Genomic DNA, 18,291 nt, shown 5'->3' on the forward strand with positions numbered 1-18,291 from the left:
TTCGGGCCCGATCGCGAACGTCCGGACGGCGAATCGGCCAGCGAATCCCCCACTGAATCGACCCTAAATCTGCACCTGCACTGTCGAGGCGTCTTTCACCACGCCGCTGATGATCTGCCCGTTCGGCGTGCGCACGCGCACGAGCTGTCCGGGCGCGGCGTTGTTGAGCACGCTGCCTTCCGACGAAATCGTGAAATTCGGTCCTTCGGCGACCACCTTGACGGTCTGGCCGATCACCACCGAGGCGGCGCTGCGCAGCATGTCGGAGCGCAGCGGCAGGCCCGAGGTGATGCGCATGAGCGCGATCGCACCGTTGGCCTGCGAGGGATCGGTGATGACGGTCTGCGGCAGCGTGGCGAGGTCGCCATCGCGCGGCACGTAGTCGACAGCCGACAGCGCTTCGCCGGGATTGATCTGGCGCGACGCGACGTAATAGGTGATCTGGACGGCCACGCGCGCCTGCACGTAGAGCGTCCACGGTTTCGCGCCCACACAGCGCACGCCGATGGTGGTGCGGCCGAAGCTGCGCGCGCCAGGCGGCATGAACGGTTCGAGCGACGCGCAGGCCGCGAGGCCGCGCGGAAACACCGGCGACACGCTGACTTCGACCTTGCCGGGCAGACCGGCCGATTGCTGCTGCAGGAAGGTGAGGGCGGTGGCGCGGATGCGCTCGCCGTCTTCCTGTCCCGGCGGCACGGGTTGCTGCTGGGCTTGCACGGCCTGCGCAGCCTGTCCATAAGCCGCCGCGCTCTGCACGACGACGGGCGCCACGGCACGCGAGGGCGCCGCGACATTTACGCGCTGGATCGATCCGGCCGCATTGGCGTTGCCATTCACGGCCACGTTGGCGAGGCGCGCCACACCGGCGCGCGCCATCGCGGGGCGTTGCACGGCAGGCGCGACCGGCGTAACCGTTGCGCCCGTTGCACCCGGCGCAGGAATCGTGACAATCTGCGGAGCGTTATTCGCTGCGTTCTGCGCGGCGGCCGTGCCGCGCTCGCCCGCACCGGGAATCGCGATCATGCCGCTCTGGGCTGCCTGATTGTTCTGGCCAGCCTGCGCCTGCTGCATCGTCTTGACGTTCGCGCTATACGCGAGCGTCTTCGCAATTTCCGCGTAAGCCGCCGCGTTGGCTGCGGCTTTGCCCTTCGACGGTTCGGCGAGCATTGCGCTCATGCGCTGCGAATCTTCGCCCGCGCGGTCGCCGGGACCGGCGATATAAATCTGCTGGCCCGCCGCGTCGCTTTGCGCATGGGCAGCGCCGCTGGCAAACACGCCCGTGGCGGCAAGCAGCGCGGCGAGCGCGCTACGCAGCGCCGTCACGCGCGAGAAATTGACCGAACGAACGGGCGCGAGCCGGTGCGCTGCCGCGCGTCGGGCGCGGAGGTGGGCTGTCTGCGGCATCGTCGTTCTCCCTCTATTGCATTGACACGCCTCGCATTCTAGGCGGCCGACCCCGCTTCCTTGCCTCGAATAGAGGGGCGAGTTCCCGGCTATTCGTCCGATTGGTTCTTGCTTCTCACGCCTAACATTCCTCTCCATGCGAAAAGGCCTTTGCGCTCGGTCCGTCAAACGGATGCGCGACGACTATGCCGACGCAGCCTTTCATTTCGTGTAACGGAGAACGCCCGATGCTGGACAAACTCGACGCCGAATTCGCCTTTGGCCGTGAAGCGCTCGATGTGCGCGCAACGCGCCAGGCACTGCTGTCCTCGAATATCGCGAACGCCGATACGCCGGGTTACCAGGCGCGCGACGTCGATTTTTCGTCGTCGCTGGCCGGCGCGCTCAAGCAGGCCGGCGCGGCGACGCCGAACGGCATGGCGCCGTCCACGGGCGGCAACGCCCAGCCGCTGGCGCTCGCGCAGCCCGCCGGCGTGACGAGCGGCATGTCGATGGCCACCACCGAAGCCGGTCACCTCGCGGGCAATGTGAAGCTGGCCGCGACCGGCGGCCCGGCGGACACCTATTCGAGCCCGGTGATGTATCGCATCCCGACGCAGCCCGCGCTCGACGGCAACACGGTCGATCTCGACACCGAACGCGTGCAGTTCGCGGATAACGCGCTGCACTTCGAATCGGGCATGACCGTGGTGTCGCAGCAGATCAAGACGATGCTCTCGGCGATCCAGTCGGGCTCGAACGGTTAAGCCGCGCGGCACGTCGATTAAGTAATACAGCAAACGTTTCAGGCAAGCAGCCGATCAGAGGTCAACGACACCATGCCATCCCTGATGAATATCTTCAGCGTTGCAGGCTCCGCCATGTCGGCGGAATCGCAGCGCCTGAACGTGACGGCGTCCAATCTCGCCAACGCCGACAGTACGACCGGCCCCGACGGCCAGCCTTACAAGGCCAAGCAGGTCGTGTTCGCGGTCAACCCGCTCGGCGGCGCGCGCAGCGCGTCCGGTCAGCAGGTGGGCGGCGTGAAGGTGACGGGCGTGATCGACGATCCGACGCCGATGAAACAAACCTACGACCCGGACAATCCCGCCGCCAACTCCGACGGCTACGTGACGATGCCGAACGTGGACCCGGTGCAGGAAATGGTGAACATGATTTCGGCGTCGCGCTCGTATCAGGCCAACATCGAAACCCTGAATACGGCCAAGACCTTGATGCTCAAGACCCTGACGATCGGCAGCTAATACAAGCCGGCGCAGGAACGGGAAACACACCACACGCTACCCAGCAACAGACAGCGTATCCGAGGAGAACGCGTTGACCTCCAGCAACACCACCATCGGCGGCAGTTCCGCCACCGTTTCGCAGACGCTGCTCGACACCATGAACGGCACGTCGGCGAGCTCGTCGACGTCGTCCTCGTCGACCAGCGGCACGAGCGGCACCGATCTGCAGCAGACCTTCCTGCAACTGCTCGTGACGCAGCTGCAGAACCAGGACCCGACCAGCCCGATGGACAGCTCGCAGATGACCTCGCAGCTCGCCCAGATCAATACGGTGTCGGGCATCGCGAACCTCAACACGTCGCTTTCGTCGCTGTCGACGCAGCTCTCCGCTGGCCAGAACGCCCAGTCGGCGCTGCTGATCGGCTCGACGGTGCTGGCTTCGGGCACCACGGCGGCCGTGTCGAGCGGTACGTCGCCGCAGCTCGGCGTGCAGCTCAGCACCGCGGCTTCGGACGTCAAGCTGACGATCACGAACTCGGCGGGCAAGGTCGTCAACACGCTCGATCTGGGCGCGCAGTCGGCCGGCACGGTTCCGGTGACCTGGAACGGCACGGACTCGTCGGGCGCAGTGGTCGCAGACGGCAACTACACGATCAGCGCGACGGCAACGGTCAACGGTCAGGCTACCTCCGCGACGGCACTCGTCGCGAGCAAGGTCGACGCGGTGATCCAGCAGTCCGACGGCACGGCGGGCCTTTCGCTCGCCAATGGCAAGACGGTCCCGCTCTCGAGCGTGGCCGGCATTCTCTGAACCCGATAAACGACAGCGCGGAGTAAATACTCATGGGCTACCAGCAAGGATTGAGCGGCCTCGCCGCCTCGTCGAACGACCTCGACGTCATTGGCAACAACATCGCCAATGCGAATACGGTCGGCTTCAAGCAAAGCGCGGCGCAGTTCGCCGACGTCTACGCGAACACCATCGCCAGCTCGGTCAATACGCAGATCGGTCTGGGCGCGGCACTCTCGGAAGTGCAGCAGAACTTCTCGCAAGGCACGATCACGACGACCGGCCAGGCGCTCGACATGGCCATCAACGGCAACGGTTTCTACCAGATGTCGAACAACGGCACCGTCACGTATTCGCGTAACGGCGTGTTCCAGCTCGACAAGAACGGCTACATCACCGATGCGGCCGGCAACGACCTGATGGGTTACGCCGCCGGCACGAACGGCGTGGTGAACTCGGCGCAAACCGTGCCGCTGCAGGTGCCGACGACCAACATCGCACCGGTCACCACCTCGACCATCACGGCACAGCTGAACCTGAACGCGCAGTCGACCGCCCCGAGCGCCACGCCGTTCGACGCGACCAACTCGGACACCTACAACTACTCGACTTCGATCACGGCATACGACTCGCTGGGCGGCACGCAGCAGGTCAACATGTACTTCGTGAAGAACTCGACGTCGGGTAACTGGGACGTCTACGCGGGCACCGCGGGCAACGTCTCCAGCACGCCGGTCGGTTCGATGAAGTTCGACTCGTCGGGCACGCTGACCAACACGTACGACTCGACCGGCGCCTCGACGACGCTGGGTTCGATCGGCATCACGATCAACCCGACCGACGGCTCGGCCACGAACCAGGCGATCAACCTGAACTTCGCGGGCACGACGCAGTACGGCAGCACCAACGGCGTGAACAACCTCGCGCAGGACGGTTACGCGAGCGGCACGCTGTCGAACTTCACGGTCGGCTCGGACGGCACCATCACCGGCAACTACTCGAACGGCCAGACCAAGACGCTCGGCCAGGTCGTGCTCGCCAACTTCAACAACCCGAACGGCCTGCAGAACCTGGGCGGCAACCAGTTCCAGGAAACCGCGGCTTCGGGCGTGGCGCAGGTCTCGACGCCGGGCAGCACGAACCACGGCACGATCACGGGCGGCGCGGTGGAATCGTCGAACGTCGACCTGACCAACCAGCTCGTCGACCTGATCACGGCGCAGCGCAACTATCAGGCCAACGCACAGACCATCAAGACGCAGCAGACTGTCGACCAGACGCTGCTGCAGATGTAAGTACGTTTGTCCTTTAACGCACCGGGCACATCATGGACCGACTGATTTATACCGCGATGACGGGCACGAGCCAGGCGCTCGAGCAGCAGGCCGTCGTCGCGAACAACCTGGCCAACGTCTCGACCACGGGCTTTCGCGCGCAGCTGGCGAATTTCCGCTCCGTGCCGATGTCGTTCGGCGACGGCTCGACCGTCAACGATTCGACCACGCGCACCTTCGTGCTCTCGGCGACGCCAGGCTCCGACATGACGCCCGGTGCGATTTCCAGGACCGGTAATCCGCTCGATATCGCGATCCAGGGCAACGGCTTCATGGCCGTGCAGACCGCCGACGGCAACGAGGCGTACACGCGCGCGGGCAACCTGCACGTGGACGAAAACGGCCAGCTCGTGACGGCCAGCAACCAGCAGGTGCTGGGCGGCGGCGGCCCGATCGCGGTGCCGCCGGGCTCGGCGGTGACGATCGGCTCGGACGGCACGGTCTCGGCGATTGCGCCGGGCAGCCCCGCGAGCGCGATCGCCATGATCGACCAGATCAAGTTCGTGAACCCGCCCGCCGGCACGCTGCAACGCGGCGACGACGGCCTGTTCCGTACCGCCGATGGCAATCCCGCCGATGCGGACCAGACGGTCCACATCGCCACGGAATCGCTCGAAGGCAGCAACGTGAACCCGGTCGCCGCGATGGTCTCGATGATCACCAACGCGCGCCAGTTCCAGATGCAGACCAAGCTGTTACAGACGGCCGACCAGAACGAACAGAGCGCCAACCAGCTGCTCAACTTCAGCTAAGCATTTTTAAATTGGCCGCCGGTCTCGCCTACGACAGCAGACTACGCGCCGGGAGAAAGACACCGTGAACCGATCGCTCTACATCGCCGCTACCGGCATGAACGCCCAGCAGGCGCAGATGGACGTGATCTCGAACAACCTCGCGAACGTGAGCACCAATGGCTTCAAGGGTTCGCGCGCCGTGTTCGAGGACCTCATGTACCAGACGCTGCGTCAGCCGGGCGCGAATTCCACGCAGACCACCGAGATGTCCTCGGGCAGCCAGGTCGGTACCGGCGTGCAGCAGGTCGCGACCGAGCGCCTCTACACGCAGGGCAACCTGCAGCAGACCGGCAACTCGAAGGACGTGGCGGTCAACGGCGCGGGCTTCTTCCAGGTGCAGATGCCCGACGGCACGACGCAGTACACGCGTGACGGCTCGTTCCAGACCAACTCGCAGGGCCAGCTCGTGACCGCGAGCGGCTATCCGGTGATGCCCGCGATCACGGTGCCGGCCAACGCGACGTCGCTGACCATCGGCAGCGACGGCGTGGTGACGGTGACGACGCCGGGCTCGACCGGCAACACGACGATCGGCTCGCTGCAGGTGGCGATGTTCATCAACCCGGCCGGTCTGCAGAGCAACGGCGAGAACCTGGTGTCGGAAACGGCTTCGTCGGGCGCACCGACGGTGACGACGCCGGGCCTGAACGGTTCGGGCACGCTCAATCAGGGCTACGTCGAATCGTCGAACGTGAACGTGGTGCAGGAACTCGTGAACATGATCGAGACGCAGCGCGCCTACGAAATCAACAGCAAGGCGCTGACGACGTCCGACCAGATGTTGCAGACCCTGAGCCAGATGCAGGTTTAAACTCCGCGTCGCGCTACACAGGCAAGCTGAAGCAACCGCAATAGCAGTACGGCATAGAAGTGGTGAGGAATATGGGCCAGTCCGTTCAAGTCAACTTTCGCTCGCGGCAGCAGCAGACGCTGCGCCGGGCGATGCCGCGCGCCGCGATGGCGTCGGCGTCCCTCGTGCTCGCCGTGCTGGCGGGCTGCGCCTATATCCCGAACCGGCAGCCGATCGTGCAGCAGCCGATGACGGCCGTGCCGCCGCAGCCGCCCACGAATACTTCGCCGGGTTCGATCTACAACCCCGGCTACGTGGGCCGGCCGCTGTTCGAGGATCAACGTCCGCGCAACACCGGCGACATCCTCACGATCGTGATTTCCGAAAACATCAACGCGACGAAGTCCTCGGGCGCCAACACCAAGCGTGGCGGCAGCACGAGCTTCAACGTGCCGACCGCAGGCTTCGCGCCGGGCTTCTTCTCGCGCGCCAATCTGTCGGCCACGGGCGCCAACCAGTTCGACGCCACCGGTGGCGCGAACGCTTCGAACACTTTCACGGGCGTGATCACCGTAACGGTCACGAACGTGCTGCCTAACGGCAACCTGGTGGTATCGGGCGAAAAGCAGATGCTGATCAACCAGGGCAATGAGTACGTGCGCTTTTCCGGCGTCGTGAATCCGAACACTGTTGCCGGAGACAACTCCGTGCTCTCGACCGATGTCGCCGACGCGAAGATCGAATACTCCGCGAAAGGCGTGATCGACGAAGCCGAGACAATGGGCTGGCTGCAACGCTTTTTCCTGAATGTCTCGCCATGGTAAAGATCCGTTTCCAGCGCTCGCGCCGCTCGCGCGTAAAAGACCTGCTGACCGCCTTCGGCGTGGTGGCGGGCTTCGTGTTCGCGTGCGGAGCGCTGCTCGCCTACGCCACGCCGGCGCGTGCAGAACGCGTGAAGGACCTCGTGACCTTCGCCGGCGTGCGCGACAACCCGCTGATCGGCTATGGCCTCGTGGTGGGTCTGGACGGCACGGGCGACCAGACCACCCAGGCGCCGTTCACGACGCAGACGCTCGCCAACATGCTCGCGAACCTGGGCATCTCGATCAACAACACGTCGAGCTCGAGCGGTTCCTCGCAGACGCTCAACAACATGCAGCTCAAGAACGTCGCGGCCGTGATCGTCACGGCGACGCTGCCGCCGTTCGCGCGTCCGGGCGAGACGATCGACATCACGGTGTCGTCGCTCGCGAACGCCAAGAGCATTCGCGGCGGCACGCTGCTGCTCACGCCGCTCAAGGGCGCGGACGGTCAGGTCTACGCGCTGGCGCAAGGTAACGTGGCCGTGGGCGGCGCGGGCGCGTCGGCCAACGGCAGCCGGGTGCAGGTGAACCAGCTCGCAGCGGGCCGCATCGCGGCAGGCGCGACGGTCGAGCGTGCGGTGCCTTCGCCGGTGTCGCAGCCTGGCGGCATGCTGCAGATGGAAGTCAACGATATGGACTACGACACGACGCAGCGCATTGTGTCGGCGGTCAACAATATGTTCGGCGCGGGCACGGCGCAGGCGGTCGACGGCCGCACGATCCAGGTGCACGGTCCGGCCGATCCGCCTTCGCAGGTGGGCTTCATCGCGCAGATCCAGAATCTGGACGTGCGCCCGGCCCAGCCGGCGGCGAAGGTGATCCTGAACGCGCGTACCGGCTCGATCGTGATGAACCAGATGGTCACGCTAGAATCCTGCGCGGTGGCGCACGGCAATCTTTCGGTGGTCGTGAACACGCAGACGGCGGTTAGCCAGCCTGGCGCGTTCTCGAACGGACAAACGGTCGCGGCTCGCCAGTCGCAGATCCAGTTGAAGCAGGACAACGGTGCGCTCAAGCTCGTGACGGCGGGCGCCAATCTCGCGGAAGTCGTCAAGGCGCTCAACGCGCTCGGCGCGACGCCCGCAGATCTGATGTCGATCCTGCAGGCGATGAAGGCAGCAGGCGCTCTGCGCGCTGACCTCGAAATTATCTAAGGACGTGAAAAATGGATAACTCGAATATCGGCAATGGCAATCTCGACCTCACGAACCGCTTCGCGCTGGACGTGCAGGGTTTCGACGCGATGCGCGCGGCGGCCAACGCCTCGCCGCAGCAGGGCGTCAAGGCGGCCGCCAAGCAGTTCGACGCCGTGTTCACGCAGATGATGCTCAAGAGCATGCGCGACGCGACGCCCGCGGACGGCCCGCTCGATTCCAACGACGGCGCGCAGTTCCAGTCGATGATGGATCAGCAGCTCGCGCAGCAGATGTCGAACAAGGGCATCGGCGTGGCCAACGCCATGATCAAGCAGCTCACGCGTGCGATGGGCGGCGACCCCAACAGCCTGAGCGGCAGCAACGGCGCAGGCGGCATCGCCAGCGCCATGCAGGGTCTGTCGGGTTCGGGCGGCAGCGGCAACGCCGGCAATATGGCGATGCTCAACGCGCTCGGCCGTGCCTACGGCAATGCCGCGGCGAACGGCTCGCTCGGCAAGAGCCAGGGCTGGGACGCCAATAGCGCGCTCACGCCGGCCGTGCGCGGCAACGGCGACGACAAGGTCGACGCCTTCGTCAACAAGCTCGCCAACGGCGCGCAGCAGGCCAGCGCCACCACCGGCATTCCGGCCCGCTTCATCGTCGGCCAGGCCGCGCTCGAATCGGGCTGGGGCAAGCGCGAGATCATGAAGGCGGACGGCTCGACCAGCTACAACGTGTTCGGCATCAAGGCGACCAAGGACTGGACCGGCAAGACGGTCTCGACCATGACGACCGAGTACATCCACGGCACGCCGCACCGCGTGGTGGAGAAGTTCCGCGCCTACGACTCGTACGAAGATGCGATGACCGACTACGCCACCATGCTCAAGAACAACCCGCGCTACGCGTCGGTGATCAACGGCTCGCGTACCGCCGAGAGCTTCGCGCAGGGCATGCAGCGCGCGGGCTACGCAACCGATCCGCATTACGCCAAAAAGCTCATGTCGATCATGCAGCAGATGGCCTGATCCGCAGCGGATCGAACGACGTTTTTATCGACGCATCGCGCATAACATGCAGCGCGCCACGCCGAAACATGGCAAACGTTGCCTGATCGGCGATGGGCGCGTTTTGCGCACCGATCGCGTGCAGATCGCGAAAGAAGCGCGCCCGGCGCTCGCCGGCTCATTTCGCCGGACACACATTTTTTACGCCAAACCCCTAAATTTCCTCGCTCGTATGCCGCTAATGCAGGCGAGATCGAAAAGAATCAGGGGCGGCGACGACCGCCCGGACGGCGCGCTACGGCAGCTTGTCGGGCGCGCCGGCATGTCCACGAAATTCCGGCAGGCCGATGAATACCGTTCAGTCGAATCAACAGGAAGCAGTCGATGGCGAAAGCCCCGACTATGGCCGTCGCAACCCGCTCGAAGTCGGGGTGCAGTTGCGCAATCTCGCCAATCGCGGCGATTTCCTGACCTTGCAGTTTCGCGGAGGCCAACTGGTCACGCGCATCCTCGACGTGAACTCGCGCGAGCGAACCTTCACGTTCGACTGGGGCGCGCTGTCCGAGCAGAACCGCGAAGTGCTGGCCACCCAGGAATGCCAGTTCCATGCGTCGCCCGAAGGCGTGCGCGTGGAGTTCACCACTGGCCAGCCGCGCGAGACGACCTTCGAAGGGCGTCCCGCCTTCGAAGTGACCTTCCCCGAAGTGCTCTACTACGTGCAGCGCCGCGAGTATTTCCGCGTCGATACACCGGTGATGGAGCCGTGCATCGTGCGCGGCGCGCTGCCGATGGATGGCCAGCGCTTCCAGTTCGAGGTGCACGACATCTCGCTGGGCGGTCTGGGTCTGCGCACCACGGACGAACGCGCGGCGGCGCTCGACATGGGTCTGAAGCTGGTGGACGTGGAGCTGGAGCTGCGCGGTCACGGCACGCTGCGCGTCGATCTGGCGCTGGTGGTGCTGCGCTTCATCGATCTGCCCAATGGCGACCGGCGCTATCACCTCGGCCTGCGTTTCGACACGCTGCCGGGCGCGGCGGAAAACAGCCTGCAGCGCTATATCACGCAGCTCGAAATGAAGCGCCGCGCGTTCCAGCGCGCTTAAGCGCACAACCCGGCGAGCAAGGCAGCGGGGCCGCTTGCGCGGCTTGCTGCCGACTTCAGCGCGGCGCGCCATTCGCGTGCGCCGGGCCGGTTTCCGATGTGCTGCACAGGCACACCGGCGAGGCCGCGACACGTCTGTCGCGCCAAACGTTTTCCCCGCGAAATTCTCCCTTACCGCCGCTTAATTTCAGCGGCGCGCTGCCGTTATTACATAAGTTCACCCACGCGGCCCTCCGACTGGAATGTCGGGCAGGCCGTCCATGAGGATTACGCATGTCCAACATTTTCTCGATCGGTCTCTCTGGTTTGCAGGCCGCGCAGATCGGCATCGCCACCGCCGGCGAGAACATCAGCAATTCGTCGACCACGGGCTACAACGTGGAAAGCGCGGTGTACTCCGAAGCAAACGGTCAGGCGAGCAGTTCGGGCTATCTGGGTGGCGGCGTCAACACGGCAACCGTGCAGCGCGCCTATAGCCAGTACATCACGACGGCGCTCAACAACGCGCAGTCGAGCAGCAGCTCGCTGACCGCTTCGTACACGCTCGCCACGCAGCTTTCGAACCTCGTGGGCAGCCCGACTTCGGGCATCGCTTCGTCGATCACGTCGTTCTTCTCGGGCCTGCAGGACGTCTCGAATTCGCCGGACAGCAGCTCGGTGCGTCAAACCGCGCTCTCCGATGCGCAGACGCTCGCCGACCAGATCAACTCGGCTGGCGAACAATACGATTCGCTGCGCCAGAGCACGAACACGCAGCTGAGCAACGCCGTTTCGCAGATCAACACGTACACGCAGCAGATCGCCAGCCTGAACACGCAGATCGCCACGGCGAGCGCGTCGGGCCAGCAGCCGAACCAGCTGCTCGATCAGCGCGATCTGGCCGTGTCGAACCTCTCGCAGCTGGTGGGCGTGCAGGTCGTGCAGAACAGCACCGGCTACAGCGTGTTCCTCGGCAATGGCCAGCCGCTCGTGGTGAGCGGCCAGAACTACAACCTCACGACCCAGGCATCCGATACCAATCCGTCGGAGCTGACCGTGGCATGGCAAGGCCTGCCCGGTTCGACCACCGCCGCGCAGCCGCTGTCCAGCGCCGCGCTGACGGGCGGCACGGTGGGCGGCCTCGTGTCGTTCATGCAGAACACGCTCGATCCGGCCGAATCGCAACTGGGCGCGATCGCGACCAGCTTCGCCGCGCAGGTGAACGGCCAGAACTCGCTGGGCCTGACGCTCAGCGGCGGCACGGGCGGCAACCTCTTCACGGTGAGCGCGCCGACCGTCACGGGCAACCGCAACAACACCGGTTCGGCGACGGTGTCGGCCTCGCTCACGAACGCCGTGAGCCCGCCGACCGATAACTACACGCTGTCGTATTCGAGCACCGCGGGCGGCACCTGGACGCTGACCGATTCGAGCACCAACACGGTGGTCGGCACGACCACGACGCAGCCGAGCACGAGCAGCCCGTTCACCGCAGCCGGCCTGTCGATCACCTCGTCGGGCACGATGAACAACGGCGACTCGTACGTGATCCAGCCGACCGCCGGCGCGCTCGACAGCTTCGCCGTCGCCACCAGCGATCCTTCGGCGATCGCGGCATCGGCGCCGGTGCTGGTTTCGGCGACCACCGGCAACACGGGCACGGCCACGGTCACGCAAGGCGCGGTCACCTCGGGCTACACGGTTTCGTCGACGGACACGACGCTCACGTACACGGCGGCTTCGTCGGGCACGGGCGGCACGCTGTCGGGCTTCCCGCCGAACTCCACGGTGTCCGTCACGGTGCCGGGTTCGAGCACGCCCACGACCTACGCGATCGACGCGACCGGCACCACGGCCGTGAACTACGACCCGAGCACGGGCGCGACGCTGACGATCACGTCGAGCACGGCGGGCGACACCAACAACGTGAGCTTCACGATGACGGGCACGCCTTCGACGGGCGACACCTTCACCATCAGCAAGAACACGAGCGGCACGCAGGACGGCCGCAACGCACTGGCGCTGGCGAACCTGACTTCCGGCACGTCGTTTACCAATTCGCAGACGCTCACCAACGCGTACTCGAACTACGTGAACGCGATCGGCAATACGGCGAGCCAGCTCAAGGCATCGAGCACGTCGCAGACTTCGCTCGTCACGCAGCTGACCTCGCAGCAACAGTCGGTGCAGGGCGTGAACCTCGACGAAGAAGCGGCCAACCTGCTCAAGTACCAGCAGCTCTATCAGGCCAACAGCAAGGTGATCCAGACGGCGGCGTCGCTGTTCCAGACCCTGATCGGCATTTTCCAGTGAGGCGCTGACCAACCATGCGTATCGCGACTTCCCAGATTTACTCGTCGAGCCTTTCGACGATGGAAAACCAGCAGTCCAGCCTGCTGTCGGTTCAGCAGCAGATTTCGACGGGCGTGGCCATTTCGAATCCGGCCGACAACCCGCTCGGCGCTGCGCAGGCCGTGCAGCTTTCGGCCACCAGCGCCAACCTCACGCAGTACGCGGCGAACCAGAGCACGGCGCTGTCGTCGCTGCAACTCGAAGATTCGACGCTGTCGAGCGTGACGACGACGCTGCAGGCGATGAGCCAGCAGATCCAGTCGGCCATCAACGGCTCGCTCAACGACAACGACCGTCAGGCGCTCGCCAAGCAGTTGCAGGGCGAACGCAGCCAGTTGCTCACGCTCGCCAACACCACGGACGGCACCGGCAACTACCTGTTCTCGGGCTTCCAGAGCACTTCGCAGGTGTTCACGAACCAGGCGGGCGGCGGCGTGACGTACAACGGCGACCTGGGCCAGCGCACCGTGCAGGTGGCCGGTTCGCGCTCGATCTCGATCAGCGACACGGGCGCGGCGGTGTTCCAGAGCGTGTCGTCGGTGGGCACCCTGGCGGTGGCCTCGGGCAGCTCGTCCAACCAGGGCACGGGCACGATCAGCGGCGTGACGGTCACCGACCCGACCCAGGCGACCAACGGCCACAACCTGACGATCCAGTTCGGCGGCACGAGCGGCGCGCTCACCTACACGGTGACCGACAACACGACTTCGCCCGCGACCACGCTCGCATCGAACCAGGCTTACACGGACGGCTCGACGATCGACCTCGGCAGCGGCATGAACGTGACGATCTCGGGCACGCCGGAGACGGGCGACAGCTTCTCGGTGACGCCGGCCACGGCGGCGCAGAACAGCAGCGTGTTTTCGAGCATCGATGCGGTGATTTCGGCGCTGCAGACCTCGGCGACCGGCAACCCGACCGCCACGGCGACGCTGCAAAACGCGCTGCAGACGGGGCTCACGCAGATCGGCAACTCGACGTCCAATGTCATTACGATGCAGGCTTCGGTGGGCGGCCGCGAGCAGGAAATCAAGGCGCTGCAGACCGTGACGTCGACCAATTCGCTGCAGGTCAGCTCGAATCTCGACGATCTGGTGAGCACGAACACGGTGGCCGCGATCACGCAATACGAGCAGATCTCGAACGCGCTGACGGCGTCGCAGAAGAGCTTCGCGACCACGCAGCAGCTTTCGCTGTTCCAGTACATCAATCCTTGATGGCGCGGGCCCGGGCTTCGGCTCGGGCGCGGCGGCATGAAAAAACGGCGGCAGGCTTTCGGGCCTGCCGCCGTTTTTGCTGGTGTCGCGCAACCCTACATCGAACCCTACAGCGCTTTCGGGAAACGGCCGTAGATTCAATGGTTTGCGTAGCCATTCAACCCTACATCGAACCCTACTGGCCCGTCGCTCAGCCTGGCGGCTTCAACGCCGCCGCAACCCGCCCCATCTCCTCGATCCCGCTATCGAACAGCCGCGAAAAGTAGGGAATCAGACTCGGCATCATCAACTGGATCAACAGCAGACCCACGAGCATGGTGACCGCAAAGCCGATCTGGAACACGCCGATCTGCGGCGCCGCGCGGTTCAGAATGCCCAGCGAGATATTGGTGATGAGCAGCGCCACCACCACCGGCAGCGAAAGCAGCAGCCCGGAGTTGAACACCATCGCGCCCCAGCCCACCAGGATGCGAAAGCCATTGCCGCCGAGCACGCTGGCCGACACCGGCACGCTGCGAAAGGTTTCGATGAGCGCGGCGATCATCTGCAGATGGCCGTCGAAGGCGAGAAACGCCAGCATCGCCATCATGTTGAACCACGATGACAGCGCGGGCGAACTGCTATTGGATTGCGGATCGAAGAAGGATGCGAACGACAGGCCCATGCCGGCGCCCATCAGATCGGCGGCGGCCGTCACCACGGCGAACACCATCTGCATCGTGAAGCCCAGCGCCACGCCGATCAGAAACTGGTTGACCAGAATCCACACGCCCTCGGCCGAAAACACCGTGACCTGCGGCATGGCGCCGAGCGTCGGCGCCACGATCAGCGTGATGAAGGCCGCGAGGCCGATCTTCACGCGCGTCGTGATCGAGCGGTTGCCCACCACGGGCGCGGTGGCGATCAGCGCGAGGATGCGCGTGAACGGCCACAGGAACGCGGTGAGCCAGAGATTGAGCTGCGCGTAGGTGACGGTGAACATCGCGTGGAAAAGCGGGCCGGTGCGGGCGCGGCGCGCTTCAGGCCGCGAGCGCCGGAATGCTCGTGAACATGCGATGCATGTAGTCGAGGATCGTGGTGAGCATCCACGGACCGGCGATCACGAGCGTCACCGCAATCGCGACGAGCTTGGGAATGAAGGACAGCGTGCTTTCGTTGATCTGCGTGGCGGCCTGAAAGAGGCTCACCACCAGACCGACCACCAGCGACACGAGCAGCAGCGGCGCAGCCAGCAGCAGCGCGACATACATGGCCTCGTGCGAGAGCGTCATGACCATTTCGGGCGTCATCGCGGCTGTCCTTAAGTGAAGCTCTGCGCGAGCGAGCCGATCAGCAATTGCCAGCCGTCCACCAGCACGAACAGCATCAGCTTGAACGGCAGCGAGATCGTCGCGGGCGAGACCATCATCATACCCATCGACATCAGCACGCTCGCCACCACCATGTCGATGATGAGGAACGGAATGAAGATCGTGAAGCCGATCTGGAAGCCGGTCTTCAGCTCGCTCGTCACGAACGAGGGCACCAGCAGCGTGAGCGGCACGTCTTCCGGGCCTTGCATCGGCGCGGCGTGCGAGATGCGCGCGAAGAGCGCGAGGTCGGACTCGCGGGTCTGGCGCAGCATGAAGGTCTTGAACGGCGCGACGCCGCGCGTCACGGCTTCGTCCATCGGCAGGGTGCCGGCCGCGAACGGCTTGTAGCCGTCGTTATAGGCCTTGTCGAGCACCGGCGACATGATGAACAGCGTGAGAAACAGCGCGAGCCCGACGATCACCTGATTGGGCGGCGTGGTGGTCGTGCCGAGCGCCTGGCGCAGCAGCGACAACACGATGATGATGCGCGTGAAGCTCGTCATCATCAGCACCATCGCGGGCAGGAACGACAGCATCGTGAGCAGCAGCATCGTCTGCACGCTCAGCGAATAGGTCGTACCGCCGCCGGGGCCGGGGCTCGTGTTGAAAGCGGGCAGGCCTTGCGGCTGGGCCGCCTGGGCATGCGCGAGATGCGGCAGCATCAGCACCACGGCGGTCAGCGCGAACAGCAGCGCGAGCGGCAGGGCCGAGCGCGAAAGGCGCGCCTTGAGTGCCGCCTTGAAGCGGCCGAAACGGGTATTCGACGTCACGATCGAAGAAGATTGCATGCGGGCGCTGGCGCCCGTTACTGCGTCGGAAAGGGGACTGCCGTGCATTTACTGCGCTCCGCCGTCGTGACGGTTGGATTGCGCGCCGGATTGTGCGTCGGGTCGCGCGCTGGATCGCGGATTGAACCGTTTGCCGGCTTCGTGCTTCAGCGCGTCACGAAAGCGCTGGCCGAAGCTGCCTTGCAGGGCGGGGCCGCCGGCGGCGCTCGCGACGCCTGCCGCGACATGACCGGCAGGCAACTCGCCCGCGGGCATCGTGTGCAGCAGCGTCACGCTGCCGGGCGAGGCGCCCAGCACCAGCCAGGTATCGCCGATCTCGACCACGGCCACGCGCTCCTTGCCGCCGAGCGATGCGCCGCCGACGGTTTTGATCAGCGCGTTTTTCGGCCCATGCTGCAGCCCGAGACGCCGCGCGAGCCAGCCGCAGGCGAACACCACGGCGATCACCAGCACGAGGCCGAGCACCGTTTGCAGCACCGCGCCGAAGCCGAGCGACGGCACCGCGCTGCCCGTCACCACGGCGGAAGCGCCCGAGGCCGAGCGCGCCGCCTGGTTGACCGCCTGCAGGTCGGCGGCGCGAGCCGCGACACTGGCAAGCGAAACCGCAGCAACAGCGAAAGTACGGCGCAGCACGGCCAGCGATTTCATCGGTTGAGTTTCCGGATCCGCTCGGACGGCGTGATGATGTCGGTCAGACGGATACCGAACTTGTCGTTCACCACCACCACTTCGCCCTGGGCGATCAGGCAGCCGTTCACGAGCACGTCCATCGGTTCGCCGGCGAGGCCGTCGAGTTCCACCACCGATCCCTGCGCGAGTTGCAGCAGGTTGCGGATGGCGATCTTGGTGCGGCCGAGTTCGACGGTCATCTGGACGGGAATGTCCAGAATCATGTCGATGTCGTTACGCGTCGAATTCTGATCGACCTTCGAAAGCGGCTGGAACACGGCCGCCGGTTGTGCGGCGGGTGCGTCGTTGCTGTTCTGCTCGGCCAGTGCGGCGGCCCAATCGTCCATCGCCATCTCGTCTTCCGTGCTTGTTGTATTGGCTGCGCCCGTTACTTCCATTGCTTCAGCTTGCGCTGCGGCCTCCGGGCCGTCTGGATCGAGCACCGGTTCGTCAGCGCTCGTGCCGTTGATGTCACTCATATCCACCTTCCTTCATCGTGTCGGCTGCGCTGATCATCTTCTGGACCCGCAACGCGTATTGACCATTGAAAATTCCGTAGCCGCACTCCATTACCGGCACGCCGTCCACCTTGGCGACGATGTGCTCGGGAACGTTCATCGGCAGCACATCGCCCTTCTTCATGTTCAGGATCTGCTCGAAGGTGATGGGCACCTGCGCCAGATCGGCGGTCAGTTCCACTTCGGCGGCCTGCACCTGCTGCGACAGCACGCGCACCCAGCGGCGGTCCACGTCGAGCACTTCGCCTTGCAGCGGCGAGCTCAGCACGTCGCGGATCGGCTCGATCATCGAATACGGCATGCAGATGTGCAGCGTGCCGCCGGTCGAACCGAACTCGATCGAGAACTGCGTGACGATCACGATCTCGTTGGGCGTGGCAACGTTTGCGAACTGCGTGTGCATTTCCGAGCGTACGTACTCGAAATTGAGCGGCCGCACGCTTTTCCACGCGCTCGTGTAATGCTCGAACACCAGGTTCAGCAGCTTGCTGATGATGCGCTGTTCGGTCTGCGTGAAATCGCGGCCTTCGACGCGCGTATGGAAACGCCCGTCGCCGCCGAACAGGTTGTCGACCACGAAAAACACCAGATTCGGATCGAACACGAACAGCGACGTGCCGCGCAGCGGCTTCACGTGCACCAGGTTCAGGTTCGTCGGAATCGGCAGGTTGCGCGTGAACTCGCTGTATTTCTGCACGCGCACCGGCCCGACCGAAATTTCGGCGGTACGGCGCATGAAGTTGAAGATGCCCACGCGCAACAGGCGCGCGAAACGCTCGTTAATAATTTCGAGACCGGGCATCCGGCCGCGCACGATGCGTTCCTGCGTCGCGATGTTGTACGGACGCACGCCCTGCTTTTCAGCCTGGCTCGAATCGGTATCGACTTCGCCGGTGACGCCCTTGAGGAGGGCATCGACCTCCTCCTGCGACATGAACTCGTCGTGACCCATGCTCATGATGCGAAGTCC

General features: G+C 65.0%; 19 protein-coding genes. 12 read left to right on the top strand and 7 right to left on the bottom strand.

Annotation, left to right across the window (positions count from 1 at the left end):
* Window positions 1-63 precede the first annotated feature (63 nt).
* A complete protein-coding gene (gene flgA, locus G3N59_RS33030; protein ID WP_205987034.1) occupies window positions 64-1,404 on the bottom strand; it encodes a flagellar basal body P-ring formation chaperone FlgA in 1,341 nt (446 codons plus the stop codon).
* Between the two features lie 227 nt (window positions 1,405-1,631).
* On the opposite strand from flgA, the gene G3N59_RS33035 reads away from it, so the two are divergent.
* The 12 genes from G3N59_RS33035 (at window position 1,632) to flgL (ending at window position 13,994) form a co-directional block, all read left to right on the top strand.
* Window positions 1,632-2,150 carry a flagellar basal body protein gene (locus G3N59_RS33035; protein WP_205987035.1) on the top strand — a complete coding sequence of 173 codons (519 nt, stop codon included), beginning with the start codon at window positions 1,632-1,634 and terminating at the stop codon, window positions 2,148-2,150.
* A gap of 72 nt (window positions 2,151-2,222) precedes the next feature.
* Window positions 2,223-2,648 (top strand): flagellar basal body rod protein FlgC, encoded by a 426-nt coding sequence (gene flgC / locus G3N59_RS33040; RefSeq protein WP_205987036.1) that lies wholly within the window; start codon window positions 2,223-2,225, stop codon window positions 2,646-2,648.
* 139 nt (window positions 2,649-2,787) lie between these two features.
* Window positions 2,788-3,441 carry a flagellar hook assembly protein FlgD gene (locus tag G3N59_RS33045; protein WP_205987074.1) on the top strand — a complete coding sequence of 218 codons (654 nt, stop codon included), beginning with the start codon at window positions 2,788-2,790 and terminating at the stop codon, window positions 3,439-3,441.
* A gap of 32 nt (window positions 3,442-3,473) precedes the next feature.
* On the top strand, window positions 3,474-4,715 hold the full coding sequence (gene flgE, locus G3N59_RS33050) for a flagellar hook protein FlgE (protein WP_205987037.1): 1,242 nt from the start codon (window positions 3,474-3,476) through the stop codon (window positions 4,713-4,715).
* 32 nt (window positions 4,716-4,747) lie between these two features.
* Window positions 4,748-5,506 (top strand): flagellar basal-body rod protein FlgF, encoded by a 759-nt coding sequence (gene flgF / locus G3N59_RS33055; RefSeq protein WP_205987038.1) that lies wholly within the window; start codon window positions 4,748-4,750, stop codon window positions 5,504-5,506.
* 64 nt (window positions 5,507-5,570) lie between these two features.
* The gene (gene flgG, locus G3N59_RS33060) at window positions 5,571-6,359 is read left to right on the top strand and encodes a flagellar basal-body rod protein FlgG (RefSeq protein ID WP_205987039.1); all 789 of its coding nucleotides are present in this window, start codon (window positions 5,571-5,573) and stop codon (window positions 6,357-6,359) included.
* Between the two features lie 131 nt (window positions 6,360-6,490).
* Window positions 6,491-7,162 carry a flagellar basal body L-ring protein FlgH gene (flgH, locus tag G3N59_RS33065; protein ID WP_241024689.1) on the top strand — a complete coding sequence of 224 codons (672 nt, stop codon included), beginning with the start codon at window positions 6,491-6,493 and terminating at the stop codon, window positions 7,160-7,162.
* The gene (locus G3N59_RS33070; RefSeq protein ID WP_205987041.1) at window positions 7,156-8,355 is read left to right on the top strand and encodes a flagellar basal body P-ring protein FlgI; all 1,200 of its coding nucleotides are present in this window, start codon (window positions 7,156-7,158) and stop codon (window positions 8,353-8,355) included. The genes flgH and G3N59_RS33070 overlap by 7 nt, the downstream gene beginning before the upstream one ends.
* Window positions 8,356-8,366: 11 nt before the next feature.
* Entirely contained in the window at window positions 8,367-9,365 is a 999-nt protein-coding gene (gene flgJ, locus G3N59_RS33075; RefSeq protein WP_205987042.1) for a flagellar assembly peptidoglycan hydrolase FlgJ, read from the top strand.
* Between the two features lie 326 nt (window positions 9,366-9,691).
* Window positions 9,692-10,447 (top strand): flagellar brake protein, encoded by a 756-nt coding sequence (locus tag G3N59_RS33080; protein WP_205987043.1) that lies wholly within the window; start codon window positions 9,692-9,694, stop codon window positions 10,445-10,447.
* 272 nt (window positions 10,448-10,719) lie between these two features.
* Window positions 10,720-12,738 (top strand): flagellar hook-associated protein FlgK, encoded by a 2,019-nt coding sequence (gene flgK, locus G3N59_RS33085; protein ID WP_205987044.1) that lies wholly within the window; start codon window positions 10,720-10,722, stop codon window positions 12,736-12,738.
* 14 nt (window positions 12,739-12,752) lie between these two features.
* Window positions 12,753-13,994: a flagellar hook-associated protein FlgL gene (gene flgL / locus G3N59_RS33090; RefSeq protein WP_205987045.1), complete on the top strand. Its 1,242-nt coding sequence runs from the start codon at window positions 12,753-12,755 to the stop codon at window positions 13,992-13,994.
* Between the two features lie 190 nt (window positions 13,995-14,184).
* Here flgL and fliR read toward each other — a convergent pair whose 3' ends face one another.
* The 6 genes from fliR to fliM form a co-directional block, all read right to left on the bottom strand.
* Window positions 14,185-14,976, bottom strand: coding sequence for a flagellar biosynthetic protein FliR (gene fliR, locus G3N59_RS33095; RefSeq protein WP_205987046.1), 792 nt, complete (start codon window positions 14,974-14,976; stop codon window positions 14,185-14,187).
* Between the two features lie 37 nt (window positions 14,977-15,013).
* Window positions 15,014-15,283 carry a flagellar biosynthesis protein FliQ gene (fliQ, locus tag G3N59_RS33100; RefSeq protein WP_205987047.1) on the bottom strand — a complete coding sequence of 90 codons (270 nt, stop codon included), beginning with the start codon at window positions 15,281-15,283 and terminating at the stop codon, window positions 15,014-15,016.
* Between the two features lie 11 nt (window positions 15,284-15,294).
* Window positions 15,295-16,182: a flagellar type III secretion system pore protein FliP gene (gene fliP / locus G3N59_RS33105; RefSeq protein ID WP_277397963.1), complete on the bottom strand. Its 888-nt coding sequence runs from the start codon at window positions 16,180-16,182 to the stop codon at window positions 15,295-15,297.
* Window positions 16,183-16,782 (bottom strand): flagellar biosynthetic protein FliO, encoded by a 600-nt coding sequence (fliO, locus tag G3N59_RS33110; protein ID WP_205987048.1) that lies wholly within the window; start codon window positions 16,780-16,782, stop codon window positions 16,183-16,185. It lies immediately after the preceding gene.
* Window positions 16,779-17,201 (bottom strand): flagellar motor switch protein FliN, encoded by a 423-nt coding sequence (gene fliN, locus G3N59_RS33115; protein ID WP_241024699.1) that lies wholly within the window; start codon window positions 17,199-17,201, stop codon window positions 16,779-16,781. The genes fliO and fliN overlap by 4 nt, the downstream gene beginning before the upstream one ends.
* A 73-nt stretch (window positions 17,202-17,274) precedes the next feature.
* The gene (gene fliM, locus G3N59_RS33120) at window positions 17,275-18,273 is read right to left on the bottom strand and encodes a flagellar motor switch protein FliM (protein ID WP_205987076.1); all 999 of its coding nucleotides are present in this window, start codon (window positions 18,271-18,273) and stop codon (window positions 17,275-17,277) included.
* Window positions 18,274-18,291 lie beyond the last annotated feature (18 nt).

It is taken from the genome of Paraburkholderia sp. Ac-20340 (assembly GCF_017104965.1).
GTDB lineage: Bacteria > Pseudomonadota > Gammaproteobacteria > Burkholderiales > Burkholderiaceae > Paraburkholderia.